This window comes from Streptococcus halichoeri (assembly GCF_009870755.1).
GTDB lineage: Bacteria > Bacillota > Bacilli > Lactobacillales > Streptococcaceae > Streptococcus > Streptococcus halichoeri.
Genome location: NZ_WLZU01000007.1, coordinates 41978 through 60736, shown reverse-complemented (window position 1 = coordinate 60736; position 18759 = coordinate 41978). Strand labels below are relative to the sequence as shown.

Sequence of the window (18759 nt, the reverse complement as noted above, 5' to 3'; positions counted from 1 at the left end):
ATAGTAAGATAATGGCTAGGATAGCCTTTTTAGTTTGCCTGAAATTTGTCAAAGTTATTCCAATCAGCATAATGAAAGTAAAAGAAAAGACAAACTGGAGGTTTAGACCAGTTTGTCTTCAATCTGAGACCTTCAATTGTTATTGAGGGTCTTTTTGAGACTTAAATGTGAAGAATTGCTAGAAATAAACTTAAAAAATGTTATAATAGATAGGTTAATGAGTCCCGAAAAGGCATTGACTAAAGTAAGTAATTGAATTGCTATGCTTAAGGATAGTATCCGGTATATCAGTTGATGGTTCTTTGTAACTTTTTAACTCACATATTGTGAATTGATTTCTTTATTAAAAGGGGGACATTTTTATGTCAGAACGTAAACTTTTCACGTCTGAATCAGTATCTGAAGGACATCCAGATAAGATAGCAGACCAAATTTCAGATGCCATTTTAGATGCCATTTTAGCAGAAGATCCTGATGCCCATGTGGCAGCTGAGACTTGTGTTTATACAGGATCAGTCCATGTTTTTGGTGAAATTTCAACATCTGCTTATGTGGATATTAATCGTGTGGTTCGTGATACCATCGCTGAGATTGGCTACACCGAAGCAGAATATGGCTTTTCAGCTGAATCTGTTGGCGTCCATCCATCCTTAGTAGAACAATCTTCAGATATTGCCCAAGGGGTTAATGAAGCATTGGAAATCCGCCAAGGGGAACAAGATGCTCTCAATCTTATTGGTGCAGGGGATCAGGGCTTGATGTTTGGCTTTGCTATTGATGAAACGCCTGAGTTAATGCCGCTGCCGATTTCTCTTTCCCATAAGTTGGTTAAGAAGTTAGCAGACTTGCGTAAATCAGGGGAATTACCCTATTTGCGCCCAGATGCTAAGTCGCAGGTCACGGTCGAATATGATGAAAATGATAAGCCTGTGCGAGTTGATTCAGTTGTGCTATCTACCCAACACGATCCCGATGTCAGCAATGAGCAAATTCGTAATGATGTGATCAAAAAGGTTATCAAAACCGTTATTCCAGCTGCTTATTTGGATGCACAAACTAAATTTTTTATCAACCCAACGGGGCGCTTTGTCATTGGTGGACCCCAGGGTGACTCTGGCTTAACAGGCCGTAAAATCATTGTAGATACTTATGGTGGTTATGCTCGCCATGGTGGTGGTGCTTTTTCTGGCAAAGATGCCACCAAGGTGGACCGCTCAGCCTCCTATGCCGCACGCTATATTGCCAAAAACATCGTTGCTGCTGAGTTAGCCAAAAAGGTAGAAGTACAATTAGCCTATGCCATCGGTGTTGCACGTCCTGTCTCTGTGCGAGTCGATACCTTTGGGACGGCTACAGTGCCAGAAGCAGCCTTAGAAGCTGCAGTACGGCAAGTTTTTGACTTAAGACCAGCAGGAATCATTAAAATGTTAGATTTAAAACGCCCCATTTATCGCCAAACGGCTGCTTATGGTCACATGGGCCGCACTGACATTGATCTACCATGGGAAAAAACAGATAAACAAGCAGATTTAAAAGCAGCACTTGCAGCCCTATAGTTTTTTTAAAAATTATGGAAATAGGCCGATTGGTTGCTGGAAGTTGCACTAAAAACCAGGTGTCCTGAAATAAGAACAAGAAAAGACGAATGAGAGGAAGACAGTTTGTTGTCGGATAGGACTCGTTCGTTTTTTTTAGTTGAGTGCTTGACCGATGATGTGCTTATTGTTTATTCGTTCAATTAACTTGTCAAGCACCTGGCTGTTTCGGCAGTCTGCTCATACCTTTCTTACCATAAAAGCAAGCAAAGAATCAGGCACACGTAGCCGCAAACTCGAACCTGACCTCAACAATACAAGCTAGTGCCTTTTTTAAGTTTGTTGTTAGTAAAGAAATGTTTAGGAGGCAAGCTAAGATAGTTTATCCGGCTTGAGCTGTTTTCTCATTACTAAATTTTTAATCTAATATTTGCATCAGGATGCTTTGGAGTTAAGTGAATTAATCTGGTCTTAAGTCAAGCCCTATGAATATTTAAGACCAATACAGTTCATCTGTTTTTTGCATTGCTGTACCAATCACCAATAGCTCTAATTAATAGCTCTAATTGTAAAGTTTTCAGAATTATGATAAAATGAAAAGGTTGAATTCAAGTATTGGAAAGATAGACTTATGCGAAAAATTATAATTAACGGTGGGAAGCCGCTCAAAGGTGAAGTGGTGGTTTCAGGTGCAAAGAACAGTGTGGTAGCCTTGATTCCAGCAATTCTCCTCTCTGAGGAGACAGTTCGCCTGGATGGGGTTCCAGCCATTAGTGATGTTGATAGTTTGGTAGAAATCATGGAATTGATGGGCGCTAAGGTTCAGCGCACAAAGGACACGCTCCAAATTGACCCTTCCGATGTTAAAAGTATGGCCATGCCCTATGGGAAAATCAATAGCTTACGGGCGTCCTACTATTTTTATGGCAGTTTATTAGGGCGGTTTGGTCAAGCTACAGTTGGTTTACCTGGTGGTTGTGATCTAGGCCCTCGTCCAATTGATTTGCATCTTAAGGCTTTTGAAGCCATGGGTGCTAACATTTCTTATCGTGGTGAAAACATGCATCTAGAAGTGCCAAGTGGTCGCTTACATGGTGCACACATTTATATGGATACCGTGAGTGTGGGCGCCACTATTAACACCATGATTGCAGCTACTAGAGCTAAGGGCAAAACAACTATTGAAAATGCGGCGCGTGAGCCAGAGATCATTGATGTAGCAACCCTCTTAAATAACATGGGTGCACATGTCCGAGGAGCAGGAACAGATATTATTACCATCGAAGGTGTAGATGATTTGCATGGTACCAGCCACCAGGTCATTCCAGACCGGATTGAAGCCGGAACTTACATTGCCATGGCTGCAGCTATCGGAGAAGGAGTCAAAATTTCAAATGTGCTCTATGAACACTTGGAAAGCTTCATTGCTAAGCTAGAAGAGATGGGTGTTCGTATGACAGTTGAAGAGGATGCTATTTTCGTTGAAAAGCAAGCCGAACTTAAAGTAGTCACCATCAAAACCTCCCCCTATCCAGGCTTTGCTACTGACCTTCAGCAGCCCTTAACGCCCTTATTACTGATGGCAAATGGCCGAGCAAGTATTTTTGATACAATCTATGAAAAGCGTATTAATCACGTACCAGAATTGGCTCGCATGGGGGCCAATATATCACTATTGGGGGGCAAAATCATTTATCAGGGGCCTAATCAGTTAATCGGAGCACCAGTAAAAGCGACTGATCTAAGAGCAGGCGCAGCTCTAGTGACAGCCGGGCTAATTGCACAAGGGCAAACGGTGATTACTAATATTGAGTTTATTCTACGTGGTTATGCTGATATTATTGAAAAATTAAGAGCTCTAGGTGCCGATATTTCCTTGGTTGAAGAAGATTAGGAAAACCTGACATTTCCTTCAGATTAAAGAAATACTCCATTTTAGGACGATTTCTTTAATCTTTTTTGTTGAACTGGCTCAGGCAAGCTACAGTTGGGTGAGACTATGAAGGCTAGCTAGATGGAAAAGCTGACATCATGTGGGCGATGCTGTTAAGTAGTCATGCATGATAGCTAAAAGTGCAGCGGCTAATTGCTAATGCGCTAGCAGCGGTACTTGGCTACTGAAACACTGGCAAATGGGTGTCATCTCTATATTCGTAAAAAACGCTAGGATTTTGCAGATTTAAAAAATAAATCTTTTTCATCCATCGAAACTAAGAAAAGTAGGACTATAAGGCTCAGTAAATGCATCAACTATTAGTCTATTTGCTTGAGTGGGGGGCATTAGCACAGATAGTTTTTCTTGTGGCAATACTAGTACAGATTTATCAAAAAAACAACTGTTATAGATAAATGCTTTGGATTTTGTTATAATGAATCTAAACTAGGCTTAGGGGGCAATATGGATTACTGGACACAGCTCACCCGTTTTTCCGTGATTGAGACAGAGCGTCTCATTTTACGGCCATTTACATTTCAAGATAGCGAGGCCTTTTATCAAATTGTAGGGAAACCTGAAAATCTACCTTTTATTTTTCCTGCCTGCCCAGATAAGGTGGCAAGTGATTACCTCTTGACTCATAAGTTTTTAAAGCAACCTTTAGGAACGTGGGCCATCTGTGATAAGGTTAGCTTAAGCTTGCTTGGGGCCCTTTCCTTTGAAAATAGAATCAGCCACAAATCATCAGTTGAGATTGGTTATTTTATTAAGCGACAGACTTGGGGGCAAGGTATTATGACCGAGGCTTTGCGCACGATTGTTTGGTTTGCATTTAACGAATTTGGTTTGCAAGAATTGACTATTTTGACACATTTGGAAAATCAAGCGAGTCAACGCGTTGCTAAGAAGGCTGGTTTTAAAAAGCAAGAGCAGTTTAAAGGAAGTGACCGCTTTACTAAAAAAACAAGGCACTATGTCAGATATCAAATGAAACTAGGTGATTATCACTATGAGTAAACATCAAGAGATCCTCGACTATTTAGAAAATCTTGCTATTGGAAAACGCGTCAGTGTCCGTAGTATTTCCAACCACTTGAAGGTTAGTGATGGAACGGCCTATCGGGCTATTAAGGAAGCGGAAAATCGTGGTATTGTGGAAACCAAGCCACGTAGTGGGACTGTCCGAGTTGAAAAAAAGGGCAAGATGCGCATTGATAAATTGACCTATACAGAAATTGCGCGGATCAGTGATTCCAAGGTCGTTGCTGGAGAGAGCGGCCTGGCACGCGCTTTTAGTAAGTTCTCAATTGGTGCCATGACGCAAAAGAATATCCTTCGCTATTTAGTCAAGGGTGGTCTTTTGATTGTTGGTGACCGTGAGGAGATTCAATTACTGGCTTTGGAAAATCGCAATGCAGTCCTGGTGACGGGCGGTTTTGACGTTTCAGAGCATGTCATTGATCGGGCTAATCACTTAAAGATTCCGGTGATGGTGACCCATTATGATACTTTTTCAGTTGCTAATCTGATTAATCAGGCCTTGGCCAATTTCCGAATTAAAACGGACTTGAAAACAGTCGGGCAAGTGTTCATTTTGCCATCAGAATATGGTTACCTGTCGGAAGATAACAGTATTGAGCAGTACAACGGTCTTATCAAAGATACGCAGGAAGTCCGATTTCCAGTAGTAAATCAGGCTAATCGGGTTGTTGGTGTTGTTAGTATGCGTGATGTCGTGGATCATCCTAGCACAACGGCTATTAAACACGTCATGAGTCACAATCCAATCATAGCTAGACCTAATATGAGTTTAGCCAATATTACGCAGAAAATGATTTTTGAAGATTTGAATATGTTGCCTGTAGTAGATGACGCTGAGCACTTGATTGGTGTTATAACAAGACGGCAAGCAATGGAAAATCTCCAACAATCACAACTCTCCCATCTTAATACTCATAGTGAGCAGTTAGCAACCGGTTTAGAAGAAAAGCAGGATTTTTTCCAAACTATTGTTGAAGCAAATATGATTGACAATATGGGCAACTTAACACATGGTGTTATCTCGGAGCTGTTAAAATTGATTACTCATAAAGTTTTCACCCGCAAACACCAAAAAAATATCATTATTGAACAAATGATGTTATACTTTTTACAAGCGTCACAGATTGACGATCACTTAAAAATTTACCCAAAACTGATAACAGAAAATCGACGTAATGGAACTTTGGATTTTGAAATCTATGTTGAGAATACTATTGTTGCAAAAGCCATTGTTACCACGAAATTTAATTAGATAGAGGAGAACAATATTAAATGATAACATTAAAATCTGATCGCGAGATTAAAGCTATGGATAGAGCTGGAGATTTTTTAGCAAGTATCCACATTGGCTTACGTCAGATTATTAAACCAGGTGTGGATATGTGGAAAGTAGAAGAATATGTCCGCCGACGTTGCAAAGAAGAAAATGTCTTACCATTGCAGATTGGAGTTGATGGGACGATCATGGACTATCCCTATGCCACTTGTTGTGCCCTTAATGATGAAGTGGCTCATGCTTTTCCTAGACACTATATTTTAAAAGATGGTGATTTACTAAAAGTTGATATGGTCCTAAGTGAACCTCTGGATAAAGCATCCTTAGATGTTTCGGCACTGGATTTCAATAACACTGCTGCTATGCGAGAAGTAACAGAAGCCTATCAAGGTGGCTTAGCAGACTCTTGTTGGGCTTATGCTGTAGGCACCCCTTCAAAAGAAGTGCAAGATTTGATGAATGTGACACGCGAAGCCATGTATTTAGGCATTGAGCAAGCCCAAGTTGGTAACCGCATTGGTGACATCGGAGCTGTGATTCAAGAGTATGCTGAAAGTCGTGGCTATGGTGTTGTTCGTGATTTGGTTGGCCACGGAGTGGGACCAACTATGCATGAAGAACCAATGGTTCCTAATTATGGCCGAGCAGGGCGCGGTCTTCGTTTGAAAGAAGGCATGGTCTTAACCGTTGAGCCAATGATTAATACCGGCACTTGGGAAATTGACACCGATATGAAGACAGGCTGGATGCATAAAACTTTAGATGGTGGCCTTTCTTGTCAATATGAGCACCAATTTGTAATTACCAAAGATGGTCCGGTCATCTTAACCAGTCAGGGAGAAGAAAGAACTTACTAGAATGGCGCAAAAAAAATTCTTTGAGCGGATCATGGACAAATGGCAGTATGAGCCAATCCAAGCCTTCATGAGACATTTGCAGAGTGCGGAGATGGATTTATCATCTATTGCTGTGGCCTATTATTTGATTCTTACAGTGTTTCCGCTAATTATCATCGCAGCCAATATTTTTCCATACTTAAATATTAATACTAATGACCTTTTAAGTTTTATGAAACAAAATTTGCCGCATGACATCTATCGACCAGCTGCAATGGTGGTGATGAATATCTTTTCTAAGCCTTCTGGCTCGGTTCTTGGGGTTGCAACACTCACGGGGCTATGGACCATGTCAAAGAGTTTAACGTCTTTACAACGGGCAATTAATAAAGCTTACGATGTGACTCAACATCGAGATTACTTAATTGGACATCTCGTTGGCCTTTTTATCAGTATTTTTATCTTATTCCTGCTAACTTTTGTGATGATTTTTTCAACACTTTCAAGAGCTACCATTCAGGTTTTAGATAACCATTATCATTTAAGTGATAATATAACCTCTTTGTTCTTAATTTTAATTCAGCCTGCCACACTGCTGATTATTTTCTTGGGACTGATGGTTTTATATTTTATCTTACCTAATGTCAAGATTCATAAGATTCGCTACATTTTACCAGGAACAGCATTAACCGCATTTGTTTTAACCTTTTTAAGTAATATCATTGCCAATTATGTTGTACGCAATGTCGAGAAAATGGTTGATATTAAAGCTTTTGGTTCGGTTATGATCTTTATTATCATGTTGTGGTTTATCTTTTTAGCCCGGATTTTGATTTTAGGAGCAATTTTGAATGCCACTTACCAAGAGTTAGACCAGGGACATTTGGAAACCCGTAAGGGAGATGTTGCCTCCATTATCAAGAAAACCCTGGGCAATGACAGCACCACACGGGAGGAAAAAACCAAATAATCTGATGCGCACGATAACTTAACGCAATGAGAATCTCAGAAATAGGAATAGCAGATGCTTATGCCAGCAAGCTTGAAAATCTGCTATTCTTTTTTTTGCTGGCAGGACAAAAAGTTATCTGATATGCTAAAATAGTACAGGAATGAAGGAGTTATCATGCAATTAATAACCAAGAGTCAGACCTTACAAGGAACAATTACCCTACCAGGTGATAAATCGATTAGCCACCGGGCACTTATCTTGGGGGCCATTGCCCAAGGCGATACAGAGATTTTAGGTCTACTAGATAGCGAAGACGTGGCGCGCACACAGACGGCCTTTTGTCAGCTTGGGGTGACTATTATTGAAGAGTCCGATAAAGTAATCGTTCAGGGGCGCGGCAGTAAGCAACTCAAAGCTGCGCTAAATCATCAGCTTGATATGGGCAATGCCGGAACTGCCATGCGACTCATTGCCGGTGTTTTGGCTGCTCAACCTTTGACAGTTAGCATGGTTGGCGACAGCAGTCTCTCAAGGCGCCCCATGGACCGGATTTGCTTACCCTTAAATCGCATGGGAGCTCAAGTAACAGGTCAAAAAGATAAGGCTTATCCGCCTTTACGCGTTAAAGGTCAGCCAAATCTCAGACCAATCACTTATGAGATGCCTATTGCTTCAGCCCAAGTCAAATCAGCTATTCTCCTGGCTGCATTGCAAACCAAGGGCGAAACAACTATCATTGAACCGGTGCCTACCCGCAATCATACTGAGCAAATGATTACTTTGTTTGGCGGGGATATTAAGACTGATGGTCATACCATAACAATCCGTGGTCCCCAGACTTTACGGGGAACTCAGATTAGGGTTCCTGGTGATATTTCCAGTGCTGCCTTTTGGCTAGCTGCGGGTCTTCTTGTTCCTGATTCGGAAATCTGCTTAAAACAGGTGGGGATTAATCCCACTCGGACAGGGATTTTAGATGTGATTAGGCAAATGGGTGGAGACATTGAGCTCAAAAACCAGGACAAACAGCAGGAAATGGCTGATATTCTGGTTCGTAGCTCCAGCTTAAAAGGAATAACGATTCAAGGCAGCCTTATTCCCCGGCTGATTGATGAATTGCCCATTATTGCCCTGATGGCCACTCAGGCAGAGGGGCAAACCCTGATTAAAGATGCTCAGGAACTGCGGGTAAAAGAGACAGATCGTATCCAAGTTGTCGCTGATCTTCTCAAAGCCATGGGTGCTCAGGTCACCCCCAGGCCCGATGGTATGATTATCCATGGGCCAACGCCCTTGCACGGTTTTAAAGCAGATGCTAAAGGGGACCACCGGATTGGCATGGTTGCTGCCATTGCAGCACTTTTGGTTACAAAAGGCACAGCTTTTTTAGAAAATGCCCAGGCCATTCAAACCAGTTATCCGCAATTTTTTCATGATTTAGAAAGGTTACAACAACATGGCTAAACTATTATTAGGTTTTATGGGAGCCGGAAAAACCACGATTGGCTCTCTTTTAGATGATCGCTTCATTGATATGGACACTGTTATTGAAGAACGCATTGGAATGAGCATCGCCCAGCTCTTTGCTCTCAAAGGCGAAGCGGCTTTTCGTAAGCTTGAGTCAGAATTACTCCAAGAGCTCTTAAGCACTTGTTCAGATCAGCACATCATTTCAACTGGAGGAGGCGTTGTAATCAGTGAACAAAACCGAACGTTGCTACGTCGCAATCGAAAAAATAATATTTTATTAACGGCTTCCTTTGAAGTTTTGTATGACCGAATCAAAAATGACACAGTTTTTCAGCGGCCGCTTTTTCTTAATAATTCAAAAGAAGATTTCCACGGTATTTTTGAGCGCAGAATGCACCTGTATGAAGGACTATCTGATTTAGTGATTAATGTGGATCATCGGACACCAGAGGAGATTGTGCGTATCATCAATAGCATTTAAGCAGTTAAGCGAGCTCTTTCTTAGCACCGCTTAGGAATGAGCAAGGACATTCACATCAAGTTAGGTTATAATAGAATTATTCAAAAAGATCTAAAATGAAAATAACGTGGATATGATATGACAAGAAATGGAAAAGGTGGCTTAAACCACCATGAAGAATTAAGATATTATTATTTGCTGCGGCATCTAACTTACCTCAGCGATGGCGAAAAACGCGAGTTTCGCTATTTAAAGGCTAAACTGGAGCAGGGGCAAACAGCTTTGACGAGCGATCCCAGCGCAGCTCATTCCCAGAGACCAAAAGGCAGCAGAAAGACACAAGACAATCCTTTTGCTGATTTTGAAGCTGATGACACAGCAGGCTACACTCCAAAAGGTATTATGGCTTATCCGACGGAGCAGAAGCGTTCAATCCGGCACAAAAAACAGCCCGCTGCTGTTGCCCAGCCTAAGAGAACCAGAACTTTTGTTACCCCTGCGTATGACTCAGATGATGGCAGCCCCCGCACTACTAAAAAAGGTAAAAGAAAGTATCGAACTTATTTTAAATGGCTTGCCTGGCTCCTCTTCTTGGTGTTTCTTGGGATGGTTTTCATGTTTGTCAAGGGGATCTTTGATGTCTCTCACAGTACCAAGGATGTTCAACCAGCTATTAAGGAAACCTTTCATGGCCAAGATACCAAAGATGGCACCAATATTTTGGTCCTAGGTTCAGATCAGCGAGTGACCCAGCAATCAACCGATGCTAGGACAGATACCATTATGGTGATCAATGTCGGCAATAAATCCCAAAAAATGAAGATGGTCAGCTTCATGCGCGATACCCTCATCAATATTCCAGGCTATAGTTATAGCGATGAGAGTTATGATTTGAAACTGAATAGCTCTTTCAATTTTGGCGAGCAAGATAAACATCAGGGGGCCGAATTTGTCCGCAAAGCTTTGAAACGCAATTTTGATATTGACTGTAAATATTATGTCATGGTGGACTTTGAAACCTTTGCGCAAGCGATTGACACCCTTTTCCCAAATGGTGTAAAAATCAATGCGAAGTTTGCCACGATTAATGGAACAGCAGTCGATCACGTAGAGGTTCCTGATGATTTGCGAATGAAAAATGGGGTGGTGCCTGATCAGACTATCAAAGTAGGCGAGCAACGCATGGATGGTCGAACCCTGCTAAACTATGCTCGTTTTCGTAAGGATGACCAAGGTGACTATGGTCGCACAGTACGCCAGCAGCAGGTCATGTCTGCGGTCATGCAACAGATTAAAGACCCAAGTAAATTATTTACCGGCTCAGCAGCAATCGGTAAGATTTATGCTTTGACTTCGACCAATCTCTCCTTTCCTTTTATTGCTCATAAAGGCTTAAGCAGTGTGACAGCTGGTAAGGGTGTAGAGCGGGTCACTATTCCCCAAAACGGGGACTGGGTTGATGAATATGATATGTATGGAGGACAAGCCTTGGCCATTGATTATGCAAAATACCAAGATCAATTGGCACAATTAGGCTTACGCTAAAATGTGATATAATAAGGAGTAACGCTAGTTACTCTTTTTGAGTTGCCCCCTAGAAAAAGGAAAACGTATGTTAAGAAAAAATGATATTGTAGATGTGGAGATTCAGGATCTGACTCATGAAGGTTTAGGTATCGCCAAATATGACGGCCTTGTCTTCTTTGTTGAAAATGCCCTGCCCGGGGAAAAAATCCAGATGCGTGTCTTGAAAATCACTAAAAAGATTGGCTTTGGTAAAGTGGAGAACTTTTTAGAACTCTCGCCTAACCGCAATCAAGGACTTAATCTGGCTTATTTACGCACAGGGATTGCTGATATTGGGCACCTAGCTTACCCCCAGCAACTGATGTTTAAAGCGAAGCAAGTGAGTGATGCTCTTTATAAAATAGCTAAGCTGCCAGATTTTGCAGTGTTACCAACCTTGGGGATGGATCAGCCCTATGCTTATCGCAATAAGGCACAAGTTCCTGTCCGTCGTGTCAATGGTCAACTAGAAACTGGTTTTTTCCGGAAAAATTCCCATGAGCTCATGCCAATTTCTGACTACTTGATTCAAGATCCAGAGATTGATCGCCTAATCAACTTTACCAGGGACTTACTGCGTCACTATGACCTGAGCCCCTATAATGAAATCGAAAAGACAGGACTTATCCGAAATGTAGTCGTGCGTAAGGGCCATTATTCGGGTGAAATGATGCTTATTCTGGTCACTACCCGCCCCAAACTCTTTCGAATAGACCAAGTCATTGAGAAAATTATTGCAGCCTTCCCAGCAGTGGTATCCATTATCCAAAATATCAATGACCAAACAGGCAATGCCATTATGGGAAAGGATTATCGTACTCTCTATGGCAAAGCAACCATCACTGACAGCATGCTTGGCAACCAGTATGACATCTCAGCACAGTCCTTTTACCAAGTCAACACCGTCATGGCTGAAAAACTTTACCAAACAGCGATCAATTTTTCTGACCTTGCGCCAGATGATATTGTCATTGATGCCTACTCAGGTATTGGCACCATTGGCCAGTCCTTGGCAAAGCAAGTCAAGCACGTCTATGGCGTTGAAGTAATCGCTGCCGCAGTTGAGGATGCTAAGAAAAATGCCAAGCGTAATGGCCTCACGAATGTGACCTATCTTGCTGCCGCAGCTGAAACAGCAATGACCCAATGGTCTCAAGAGGGCGTAAAACCAAATGTGCTAATCGTTGACCCGCCGCGTAAGGGGCTAACCGAGAGCTTTATCCAAGCAAGCGCAGCCATGGCACCAGAAAAAATCACTTACATCTCTTGCAACCCAGCTACCATGGCGCGTGACATCAAGCACTACCAAGAACTGGGCTACCAGTTGACCAAGGTGCAGCCTGTGGACTTATTCCCGCAAACGCATCACGTGGAGACGGTAGCACTATTGTCCAAACTTAATACCGATAAGCATATTGATGTTGAAATTAAGCTGGATGAGCTTGATTTGACAAGTGCAGAGAGTAAAGCAACATACGCTCAAATCAAGGAGTATGTATTAGAAAAATTTGGACTAAAAGTTTCTACACTATATATTGCACAGATTAAAAAGAAATGTGGAATTGAACTGAGAGAGCATTATAATAAATCAAAAAAACAAAAACAGATTATTCCACAATGTACACCTGAAAAAGAAGAAGCCATTATGGATGCTCTAAGGCACTTTAAGATGATTTAGTATAAGTGGAGAGTATTTATGAGATGGATATTAAAAATTATCTTATTTCCAATTAGCTTGCTTTTAAGTATCCTCACTGCATTTCTTTCATTTTTACTTGGCATCGGAACAGCAATACTTTACCTGTTGATGGTGTTCTGCATATTTGGAGCAATAGCATCTTTTTTACAAAAAGAGGTTACCATTGGTATAGAAGCCTTAATTATAGGATTTTTACTTAGTCCTTATGGGATACCGATGCTTGGAGCGTCAATTATAGCATTATTGCAAGGTATAAACGAGAAAATAATGTCAGTTTAAATCAGAGAATTGATAAATCAGAAGTTGTGGAGGTAATTTTATGCTAGTATACGAAAATAAAGAAGAACTCAAAACTGAAATAAATAAAACATTTGATAAGTATATTGCAGAATTTGAAAATATTCCAGAAAGCTTAAAAGATAAAAGAATTGATGAAGTTGACAGAACGCCGGCAGAAAATCTTGCCTATCAGGTGGGATGGACAACTTTAGTTCTTAAATGGGAAGAAGATGAAAGAAATGGGCTTCAAGTAAAGACACCATCGGATGAATTCAAATGGAATCAACTTGGTGAATTATATCAATGGTTCACAGATACTTACGCTTATTTATCATTGGAAGAGTTAAAATCTAAATTAAATGAAAATATTAATTCTATATATGTAATGATTGATTCATTAAGTGATGAAGAATTATTTAAACCACATATGAGAAAATGGGCTGATGATGCGACTAAAACAGCAGTGTGGGAAGTATATAAGTTTATTCATGTGAATACTGTAGCTCCTTTTAAAACTTTCAGGAACAAAATTAGAAAATGGAAGAAAATAGTATTATAAATTACAGACAGTAAAGTTAAAAACTTCATAAATAGGTTATCAAAGGCGATAGAAAAACTATCGTCTTTTTATTTGAAAAAAGAAAGGAGTGTTTGATGGTATGTATTTATTTGATGAACAACCTATAGTCGCGAATAAAACTCTTGCAAGAGAATTAGGATTAAACGAAGCGCTTGTACTACAGCAGATCAATTATTGGATAGAAATAAATAAAAAATCGGGAAAGAATTACCATGATGGGAAATACTGGACATATAATTCAATTCGAGCATGGCAAGAAAATGACTTTGACTATATGAGCTTTGATACAGTAAAAAGAACTTTTTCAAAGTTAGAAAAAGCAGGTTATCTTTTAGTTGGAAATTACAATAAGGATCCAAGAGATAAAACAAAATGGTATACAATTAATAATGATAAACTTGAAGAATTATATATGGATATGGATTTAAAAAAACAAAAAATACAAACAGAAGCATTAAAAAATTCTATGCCCAATGCATTAGGGCAAAATGCACCAATGGATAAGGGCAAAATCAGCCAATGCAATAATGCAGATTGCACTAATGCACAGGTTCAAAATGCACTAATGCAAAAGGATAATTTGCACCAACCATTACCAGAGAATACAACAAATAATACTACAAATAATTCAGCATATATTTCCATCCATCCTTCCATCAAAGAAAAGAATCAATTATTTTCAGAGAATATGAAGGGAGGGAGGATAGATATAAGCTATAAAAATATATATCAAAATTGTTTAGAAGAATTGCGACACCAAACAGGATATTATGAACATATGAGTATTGGGAATAAGAGTGTGGCTGAAGAGTTTGATGAAATATTAAAGATACTGGCAGATGTAATGGTATTAGATGATGAATCTTTCATTACTATCAACCAAACAAAGATATCTGTACAAGTAGTAAAGGAAAGATTTAGGAAACTTAATTCAGGACATTTAGAGTACTTAGTAGGAGTATTAAGAGAAAATGAATATAAGATTAGAAATATAAGAGCTTTTGTCCTGACCGCCGCTTATAATGCACCAAGTGGAATAGATGCCTATTATTCGGCTTTTGTAAGCTATGATATGAGAGGAGGATATTGATGTGATCAATGAAGAAATAGCAAGAAAGACCTTAAATATGGAGATAAATGCTGGTAAAGTTACTGGAAAAGTTCTATTAAACTTATTAAAAAAATTGATGAAAGAAGCGGAGAAATTCGGAGGACTTGAAAAACTGGTCAATGCCAACGGAAATGAAGTAAAGCTAAAAGATATGGTTAAAAAGGGACAGCTTGAAGAAATCCCAGTGGAAGAAGCTGAGCTTAAAGAACTTAAAAAAGAGTTGAATAGATACGGTGTTAAATTTTCAGTGATGAAAAATAAAGAGACAGGTAAAAACTCTGTATTCTTTCAAGCCAAAGATATGAAAGTGATGGATAAAGCTTTTAAGCACGCTCTTTCAAAATCAGAAAAGAAAACGGAAAGGAAAGAATCCATTCACAAGAATATTGAGAAGTTCAAGGAAATGGCAAAGAATACTATTTCTAAAGACAAAGTCAAGAATAAACAAAAGGAGCAAAGCCTATGATAGATAAGATACTAAAAGACATCAAAGGCTTATTTAATGTGCAAGATAAGGCAAAGTTTTTCAAGCAAAACATTCCCTATCTTGCATTTTTCTATGTTGGTAATATCTTCTCTCATCATGTAGGAGCATATACTGGTGGCGATGTGATAGACAAAATCTTTCAAGGAATATTAGAGCTTAATACTATGAGCTTTCTTCCAAGTCTTCATCCAACTGATATTCTAATAGGCGTAGGAGTAGATGCTTTAATCAAATTCATTGTCTATACAAAAGGGAAAAATGCGAAAAAGTTTAGGCAGGGAAAAGAGTATGGCTCGGCAAGATGGGGAACAGCGAAAGATATTGAGCCTTATGTAGATGAGAAGTTTCAAAACAATATCTTGCTAACACAAACAGAGCGATTAACCATGAACGGCAGACCTGCTAATCCTAAATATGCAAGAAATAAAAATGTGCTTGTCATAGGAGGATCTGGAAGTGGTAAGACAAGGTTTTATGTCAAGCCGAACCTAATGCAAATGCACAGTAGCTATTGCGTTACGGACCCGAAAGGAACATTAGTCCTTGAGTGCGGCAAAATGCTTGAAGATAACGGATATGAGATAAAAATCCTTAATACCATTAACTTTAAAAAGTCTATGAAATACAATCCATTCGCCTACCTCCGCAGTGAAAAAGACATACTTAAATTGGTGCAGACAATCATTGCAAACACTAAGGGAGAGGGTGAAAAAGCGGGGGAAGATTTTTGGGTCAAAGCCGAAAAACTCTACTATACAGCTCTGATTGGATATATCTTCTATGAAGCTCCAAGGGAAGAAAAGAACTTTGCAACACTCCTTGATATGATAGATGCTTCAGAAGTTAGAGAAGATGATGAAACCTATATGAATCCAATAGATAGACTCTTTGAAGCCTTAGAAAAAAGAGAGCCTACGCACTTTGCGGTGAAGCAATATAAAAAATATAAACTTGCTGCCGGAAAAACAGCAAAATCTATTCTCATTTCTTGCGGTGCAAGGCTTGCTCCATTTGATATTCAAGAATTGAGAGACTTGATGAAAGAAGATGAACTGGAACTTGATACTCTTGGAGATAGAAAGGCAGCACTCTTTGTCATTATCTCCGATACCGATGATACCTTTAACTTTGTAGTGTCTATTATGTATTCGCAGTTATTTAATCTCTTATGTGATAAGGCGGATGATGTATATGGCGGACGATTACCTGTCCATGTGAGGTGTCTACTTGATGAGTTCGCTAATATCGGCTTAATTCCTAAGTTTGAGAAGTTAATTGCAACAATCCGTTCAAGAGAGATTTCAGCAAGTATAATACTTCAAGCACAATCTCAGTTAAAAGCAATCTACAAAGATAATGCAGATACCATTGTAGGTAATTGTGATAGCACCTTGTTTCTTGGTGGGAAGGAAAAGACTACATTAAAAGAGCTTTCTGAAACACTTGGAAAGGAAACGATAGACCTTTACAATACCTCGGAAACAAGAAGCAATCAAAAGAGCTTTGGATTGAATTATCAAAAGACAGGAAAGGAGCTAATGAGCCAAGATGAGATAACAGTAATGGACGGTGGGAAATGTATATTTCAGCTTAGAGGTGTTCGACCTTTTCTATCAGATAAATACGATATTACAAAGCATAAAAATTACAAGCTCCTTGAGGACTATGACAAGAGGAATTTGTTTGATATAGAGAGCTACATTAAGCGTAAAGGGGAAGTGAAAATGAATAGACATACTGTAATTACAAGATTGTAATATTCTTCTTATTACTATATATAGATGTATAAATTTGGTATAATGTTGTTTATATGAATGATATTTTATGTATGAAACCTATAATATTTGTACTAATACTGTGGGGTAGGAAAAGAAAAATTCCTATATACTAAAATCAACCGAAAGAAAGGAGGAAATTAGAATGAATATTATCAAGTCATTTAACAGTACAATTGATTATCTTGAAACAGTTCTTGATGATGAAATTGATGAAAAGAAAGTAACTAGAATATCCGGATATTCTTATTCGATGTTTAGTCGCTTGTTTTCTATTCTAACTGAAATGACACTTTCAGAATATTTAAGAAGCAGAAGATTGACGGAAGCTGCGATTATATTAAGAGATACAGATGAAAAAATTATTGATGTTGCATTCAAATTTGGATATGAGTCATCAGATTCGTTTGGGACTGCTTTTAAGAATTTTCATGGATTTACTCCTTCTGAGGTAAGAAATGGAAAACCATTTAAATTAGTTTCCAGGATGCAATTGGCATTAAGTGTAAGAGGAGGAAGAAGTATGAATATTAGGATTCAAAAGAAAAAAGCATTTACAGTTGCAGGTGTAAATGAGCAAAACATCAATTCATCAATATGTGCAAGCCTATGGCAAAAACTATTTTCAAAGGTATCTCATGAAGAAATGTTAAACTTAGGGACCGGAGAAACTGTAGGAGTATGCCATGATATATTAAGTCTTGATAATCATGATGTTTTAGATAGCAACACGATAAATTATATGGCAGGATATATTGTTACAGATGTAGATAAGGCAAGAAGTATGGGACTAGATATTTTAGAAATTGGAGAAACAGAGTATGCGGTTGTAGAGTTAACAGGTAGTGTTCCAGAGTGTATTCATAACGGTTGGAAGTATGCGATGGAAGTGTTCTTTCCCGAGCATGGATATGTTCATTCAGGAAAGCCGGACTTTGAATATTATTATGAAGGAGATATGTATAGTAAAGACTACAAAATGGAACTTTGGATTCCAGTATGTAAATCTTAACAAATTTCAGTCTATAGTTTTAAAACAAAATATATAAAATACAAGGTGATAGAAAGTAAAAGCTATCGCCTTTTTTATGTAAAAATTTAAGGAGATAGAATGATAAATATAAGAAGTCCTACTTAAAGGAAAATTAAATAGTAAGAGTATAAGCGATTGGCAAAGTATTAAGTCCGGTCGCTTTTTTATTTAAAAGAAAAGGAGAAATTTTAATGAAGCAAGAAATGATTAATATTAATGCCAACTTGTTGGCAGAACCGACTTTCTCAAAATTTGAAAAGGACGGAGAAACGGTAGAAGTTGCAAATTTTACCCTTGTAAAGAAGTATGGAAAAGGCAAGGAATATATCAATTGTGCTGCTTATGGTGAGAAGGTAGAAACAGCGAAAGATTTTGAAAAAGGAGATTTTATCCATGTCTTTGGATACTTTAAGGAAAGGGAAAAAGAGGGAAAGACTTACAAGAATTTTGTTGTGAAGTCATATAACAAGATTGAAAAGAAAGAAAAAAACGAGGAGGAATAAATCATGGAATTTTTTGGACAGGCAGTTAATGTATTAAAGATTTTAGTAATGGCAGTAGGTGCTGGACTTGGAGCATGGGGTGTTATCAATCTTATGGAAGGATATGGTAATGACAATCCCGGAGCTAAATCCCAAGGAATAAAGCAGCTTATGGCTGGGGGAGGTATTGTTCTTATTGGATTAAAGCTGATTCCACTGCTTGCTAATGTATTAAAGTAGG

General features: G+C 39.0%; 18 protein-coding genes. All 18 read left to right on the top strand.

Going from position 1 to position 18759, the window contains the following annotated elements; translation table 11 throughout:
* Positions 1–362: 362 nt before the first annotated feature.
* The 18 genes from metK (at position 363) to GWD08_RS03130 (ending at position 18758) form a co-directional block, all read left to right on the top strand.
* On the top strand, positions 363–1556 hold the full coding sequence (metK, locus tag GWD08_RS03220) for a methionine adenosyltransferase (protein WP_159564201.1): 1194 nt from the start codon (positions 363–365) through the stop codon (positions 1554–1556).
* Between the two features lie 610 nt (positions 1557–2166).
* Positions 2167–3429 carry a UDP-N-acetylglucosamine 1-carboxyvinyltransferase gene (locus tag GWD08_RS03215; RefSeq protein ID WP_159564199.1) on the top strand — a complete coding sequence of 421 codons (1263 nt, stop codon included), beginning with the start codon at positions 2167–2169 and terminating at the stop codon, positions 3427–3429.
* A 504-nt stretch (positions 3430–3933) separates the two neighbouring features.
* Positions 3934–4488, top strand: a complete 555-nt coding sequence (locus GWD08_RS03210; protein ID WP_159564196.1) for a GNAT family N-acetyltransferase — start codon at positions 3934–3936, stop codon at positions 4486–4488.
* Positions 4481–5764, top strand: coding sequence for a CBS-HotDog domain-containing transcription factor SpxR (gene spxR, locus GWD08_RS03205; protein WP_159564194.1), 1284 nt, complete (start codon positions 4481–4483; stop codon positions 5762–5764). Before GWD08_RS03210 ends, spxR begins: the two co-directional genes overlap by 8 nt.
* A 20-nt stretch (positions 5765–5784) precedes the next feature.
* Positions 5785–6645 carry a methionyl aminopeptidase gene (locus GWD08_RS03200; protein WP_159564192.1) on the top strand — a complete coding sequence of 287 codons (861 nt, stop codon included), beginning with the start codon at positions 5785–5787 and terminating at the stop codon, positions 6643–6645.
* 1 nt (position 6646) lies between these two features.
* Positions 6647–7594, top strand: a complete 948-nt coding sequence (locus GWD08_RS03195) for a YihY/virulence factor BrkB family protein (RefSeq protein ID WP_159564190.1) — start codon at positions 6647–6649, stop codon at positions 7592–7594.
* A gap of 156 nt (positions 7595–7750) precedes the next feature.
* Positions 7751–9040, top strand: coding sequence for a 3-phosphoshikimate 1-carboxyvinyltransferase (gene aroA / locus GWD08_RS03190; protein WP_159564188.1), 1290 nt, complete (start codon positions 7751–7753; stop codon positions 9038–9040).
* Positions 9033–9527 (top strand): shikimate kinase, encoded by a 495-nt coding sequence (locus tag GWD08_RS03185; protein ID WP_159564186.1) that lies wholly within the window; start codon positions 9033–9035, stop codon positions 9525–9527. Before aroA ends, GWD08_RS03185 begins: the two co-directional genes overlap by 8 nt.
* A gap of 117 nt (positions 9528–9644) precedes the next feature.
* Positions 9645–11051 carry an LCP family protein gene (locus GWD08_RS03180; RefSeq protein WP_159564184.1) on the top strand — a complete coding sequence of 469 codons (1407 nt, stop codon included), beginning with the start codon at positions 9645–9647 and terminating at the stop codon, positions 11049–11051.
* A 67-nt stretch (positions 11052–11118) separates the two neighbouring features.
* Positions 11119–12750, top strand: a complete 1632-nt coding sequence (rlmD, locus tag GWD08_RS03175; protein WP_159564182.1) for a 23S rRNA (uracil(1939)-C(5))-methyltransferase RlmD — start codon at positions 11119–11121, stop codon at positions 12748–12750.
* An 18-nt stretch (positions 12751–12768) separates the two neighbouring features.
* Entirely contained in the window at positions 12769–13050 is a 282-nt protein-coding gene (locus GWD08_RS03170) for a CD1845 family protein (protein WP_159564180.1), read from the top strand.
* Between the two features lie 40 nt (positions 13051–13090).
* Positions 13091–13609 (top strand): ClbS/DfsB family four-helix bundle protein, encoded by a 519-nt coding sequence (locus GWD08_RS03165; protein ID WP_159564178.1) that lies wholly within the window; start codon positions 13091–13093, stop codon positions 13607–13609.
* Positions 13610–13709: 100 nt separating this feature from the next.
* A complete protein-coding gene (locus tag GWD08_RS03160; protein WP_159564176.1) occupies positions 13710–14720 on the top strand; it encodes a DUF6017 domain-containing protein in 1011 nt (336 codons plus the stop codon).
* Between the two features lies 1 nt (position 14721).
* Entirely contained in the window at positions 14722–15207 is a 486-nt protein-coding gene (locus GWD08_RS03155) for a PcfB family protein (protein WP_159564174.1), read from the top strand.
* Positions 15204–16985 carry a VirD4-like conjugal transfer protein, CD1115 family gene (locus GWD08_RS03150; protein ID WP_159564172.1) on the top strand — a complete coding sequence of 594 codons (1782 nt, stop codon included), beginning with the start codon at positions 15204–15206 and terminating at the stop codon, positions 16983–16985. The genes GWD08_RS03155 and GWD08_RS03150 overlap by 4 nt, the downstream gene beginning before the upstream one ends.
* A gap of 163 nt (positions 16986–17148) precedes the next feature.
* Complete coding sequence (locus tag GWD08_RS03145; protein ID WP_159564170.1) at positions 17149–18015, top strand: AraC family transcriptional regulator; 867 nt, start codon at positions 17149–17151, stop codon at positions 18013–18015.
* Positions 18016–18227: 212 nt separating this feature from the next.
* Complete coding sequence (locus tag GWD08_RS03135) at positions 18228–18539, top strand: single-stranded DNA-binding protein (RefSeq protein ID WP_159564168.1); 312 nt, start codon at positions 18228–18230, stop codon at positions 18537–18539.
* A gap of 3 nt (positions 18540–18542) precedes the next feature.
* Positions 18543–18758, top strand: a complete 216-nt coding sequence (locus tag GWD08_RS03130; RefSeq protein WP_129545000.1) for a Maff2 family mobile element protein — start codon at positions 18543–18545, stop codon at positions 18756–18758.
* Position 18759 lies beyond the last annotated feature (1 nt).

What these genes read in the sequence shown, in the direction of transcription:
- aroA (WP_159564188.1), top strand. Translation starts at nt 7,751, where the DNA reads ATGCAATTAATAACCAAGAGTCAGACCTTACAAGGAACAATTACCCTA.
- GWD08_RS03165 (WP_159564178.1), top strand. Translation starts at nt 13,091, where the DNA reads ATGCTAGTATACGAAAATAAAGAAGAACTCAAAACTGAAATAAATAAA.
- rlmD (WP_159564182.1), top strand. Translation starts at nt 11,119, where the DNA reads ATGTTAAGAAAAAATGATATTGTAGATGTGGAGATTCAGGATCTGACT.
- spxR (WP_159564194.1), top strand. Translation starts at nt 4,481, where the DNA reads ATGAGTAAACATCAAGAGATCCTCGACTATTTAGAAAATCTTGCTATT.
- GWD08_RS03130 (WP_129545000.1), top strand. Translation starts at nt 18,543, where the DNA reads ATGGAATTTTTTGGACAGGCAGTTAATGTATTAAAGATTTTAGTAATG.
- GWD08_RS03215 (WP_159564199.1), top strand. Translation starts at nt 2,167, where the DNA reads ATGCGAAAAATTATAATTAACGGTGGGAAGCCGCTCAAAGGTGAAGTG.
- GWD08_RS03185 (WP_159564186.1), top strand. Translation starts at nt 9,033, where the DNA reads ATGGCTAAACTATTATTAGGTTTTATGGGAGCCGGAAAAACCACGATT.
- GWD08_RS03145 (WP_159564170.1), top strand. Translation starts at nt 17,149, where the DNA reads ATGAATATTATCAAGTCATTTAACAGTACAATTGATTATCTTGAAACA.
- metK (WP_159564201.1), top strand. Translation starts at nt 363, where the DNA reads ATGTCAGAACGTAAACTTTTCACGTCTGAATCAGTATCTGAAGGACAT.
- GWD08_RS03135 (WP_159564168.1), top strand. Translation starts at nt 18,228, where the DNA reads ATGAAGCAAGAAATGATTAATATTAATGCCAACTTGTTGGCAGAACCG.
- GWD08_RS03180 (WP_159564184.1), top strand. Translation starts at nt 9,645, where the DNA reads ATGACAAGAAATGGAAAAGGTGGCTTAAACCACCATGAAGAATTAAGA.
- GWD08_RS03195 (WP_159564190.1), top strand. Translation starts at nt 6,647, where the DNA reads ATGGCGCAAAAAAAATTCTTTGAGCGGATCATGGACAAATGGCAGTAT.
- GWD08_RS03150 (WP_159564172.1), top strand. Translation starts at nt 15,204, where the DNA reads ATGATAGATAAGATACTAAAAGACATCAAAGGCTTATTTAATGTGCAA.
- GWD08_RS03170 (WP_159564180.1), top strand. Translation starts at nt 12,769, where the DNA reads ATGAGATGGATATTAAAAATTATCTTATTTCCAATTAGCTTGCTTTTA.
- GWD08_RS03160 (WP_159564176.1), top strand. Translation starts at nt 13,710, where the DNA reads ATGTATTTATTTGATGAACAACCTATAGTCGCGAATAAAACTCTTGCA.
- GWD08_RS03210 (WP_159564196.1), top strand. Translation starts at nt 3,934, where the DNA reads ATGGATTACTGGACACAGCTCACCCGTTTTTCCGTGATTGAGACAGAG.
- GWD08_RS03200 (WP_159564192.1), top strand. Translation starts at nt 5,785, where the DNA reads ATGATAACATTAAAATCTGATCGCGAGATTAAAGCTATGGATAGAGCT.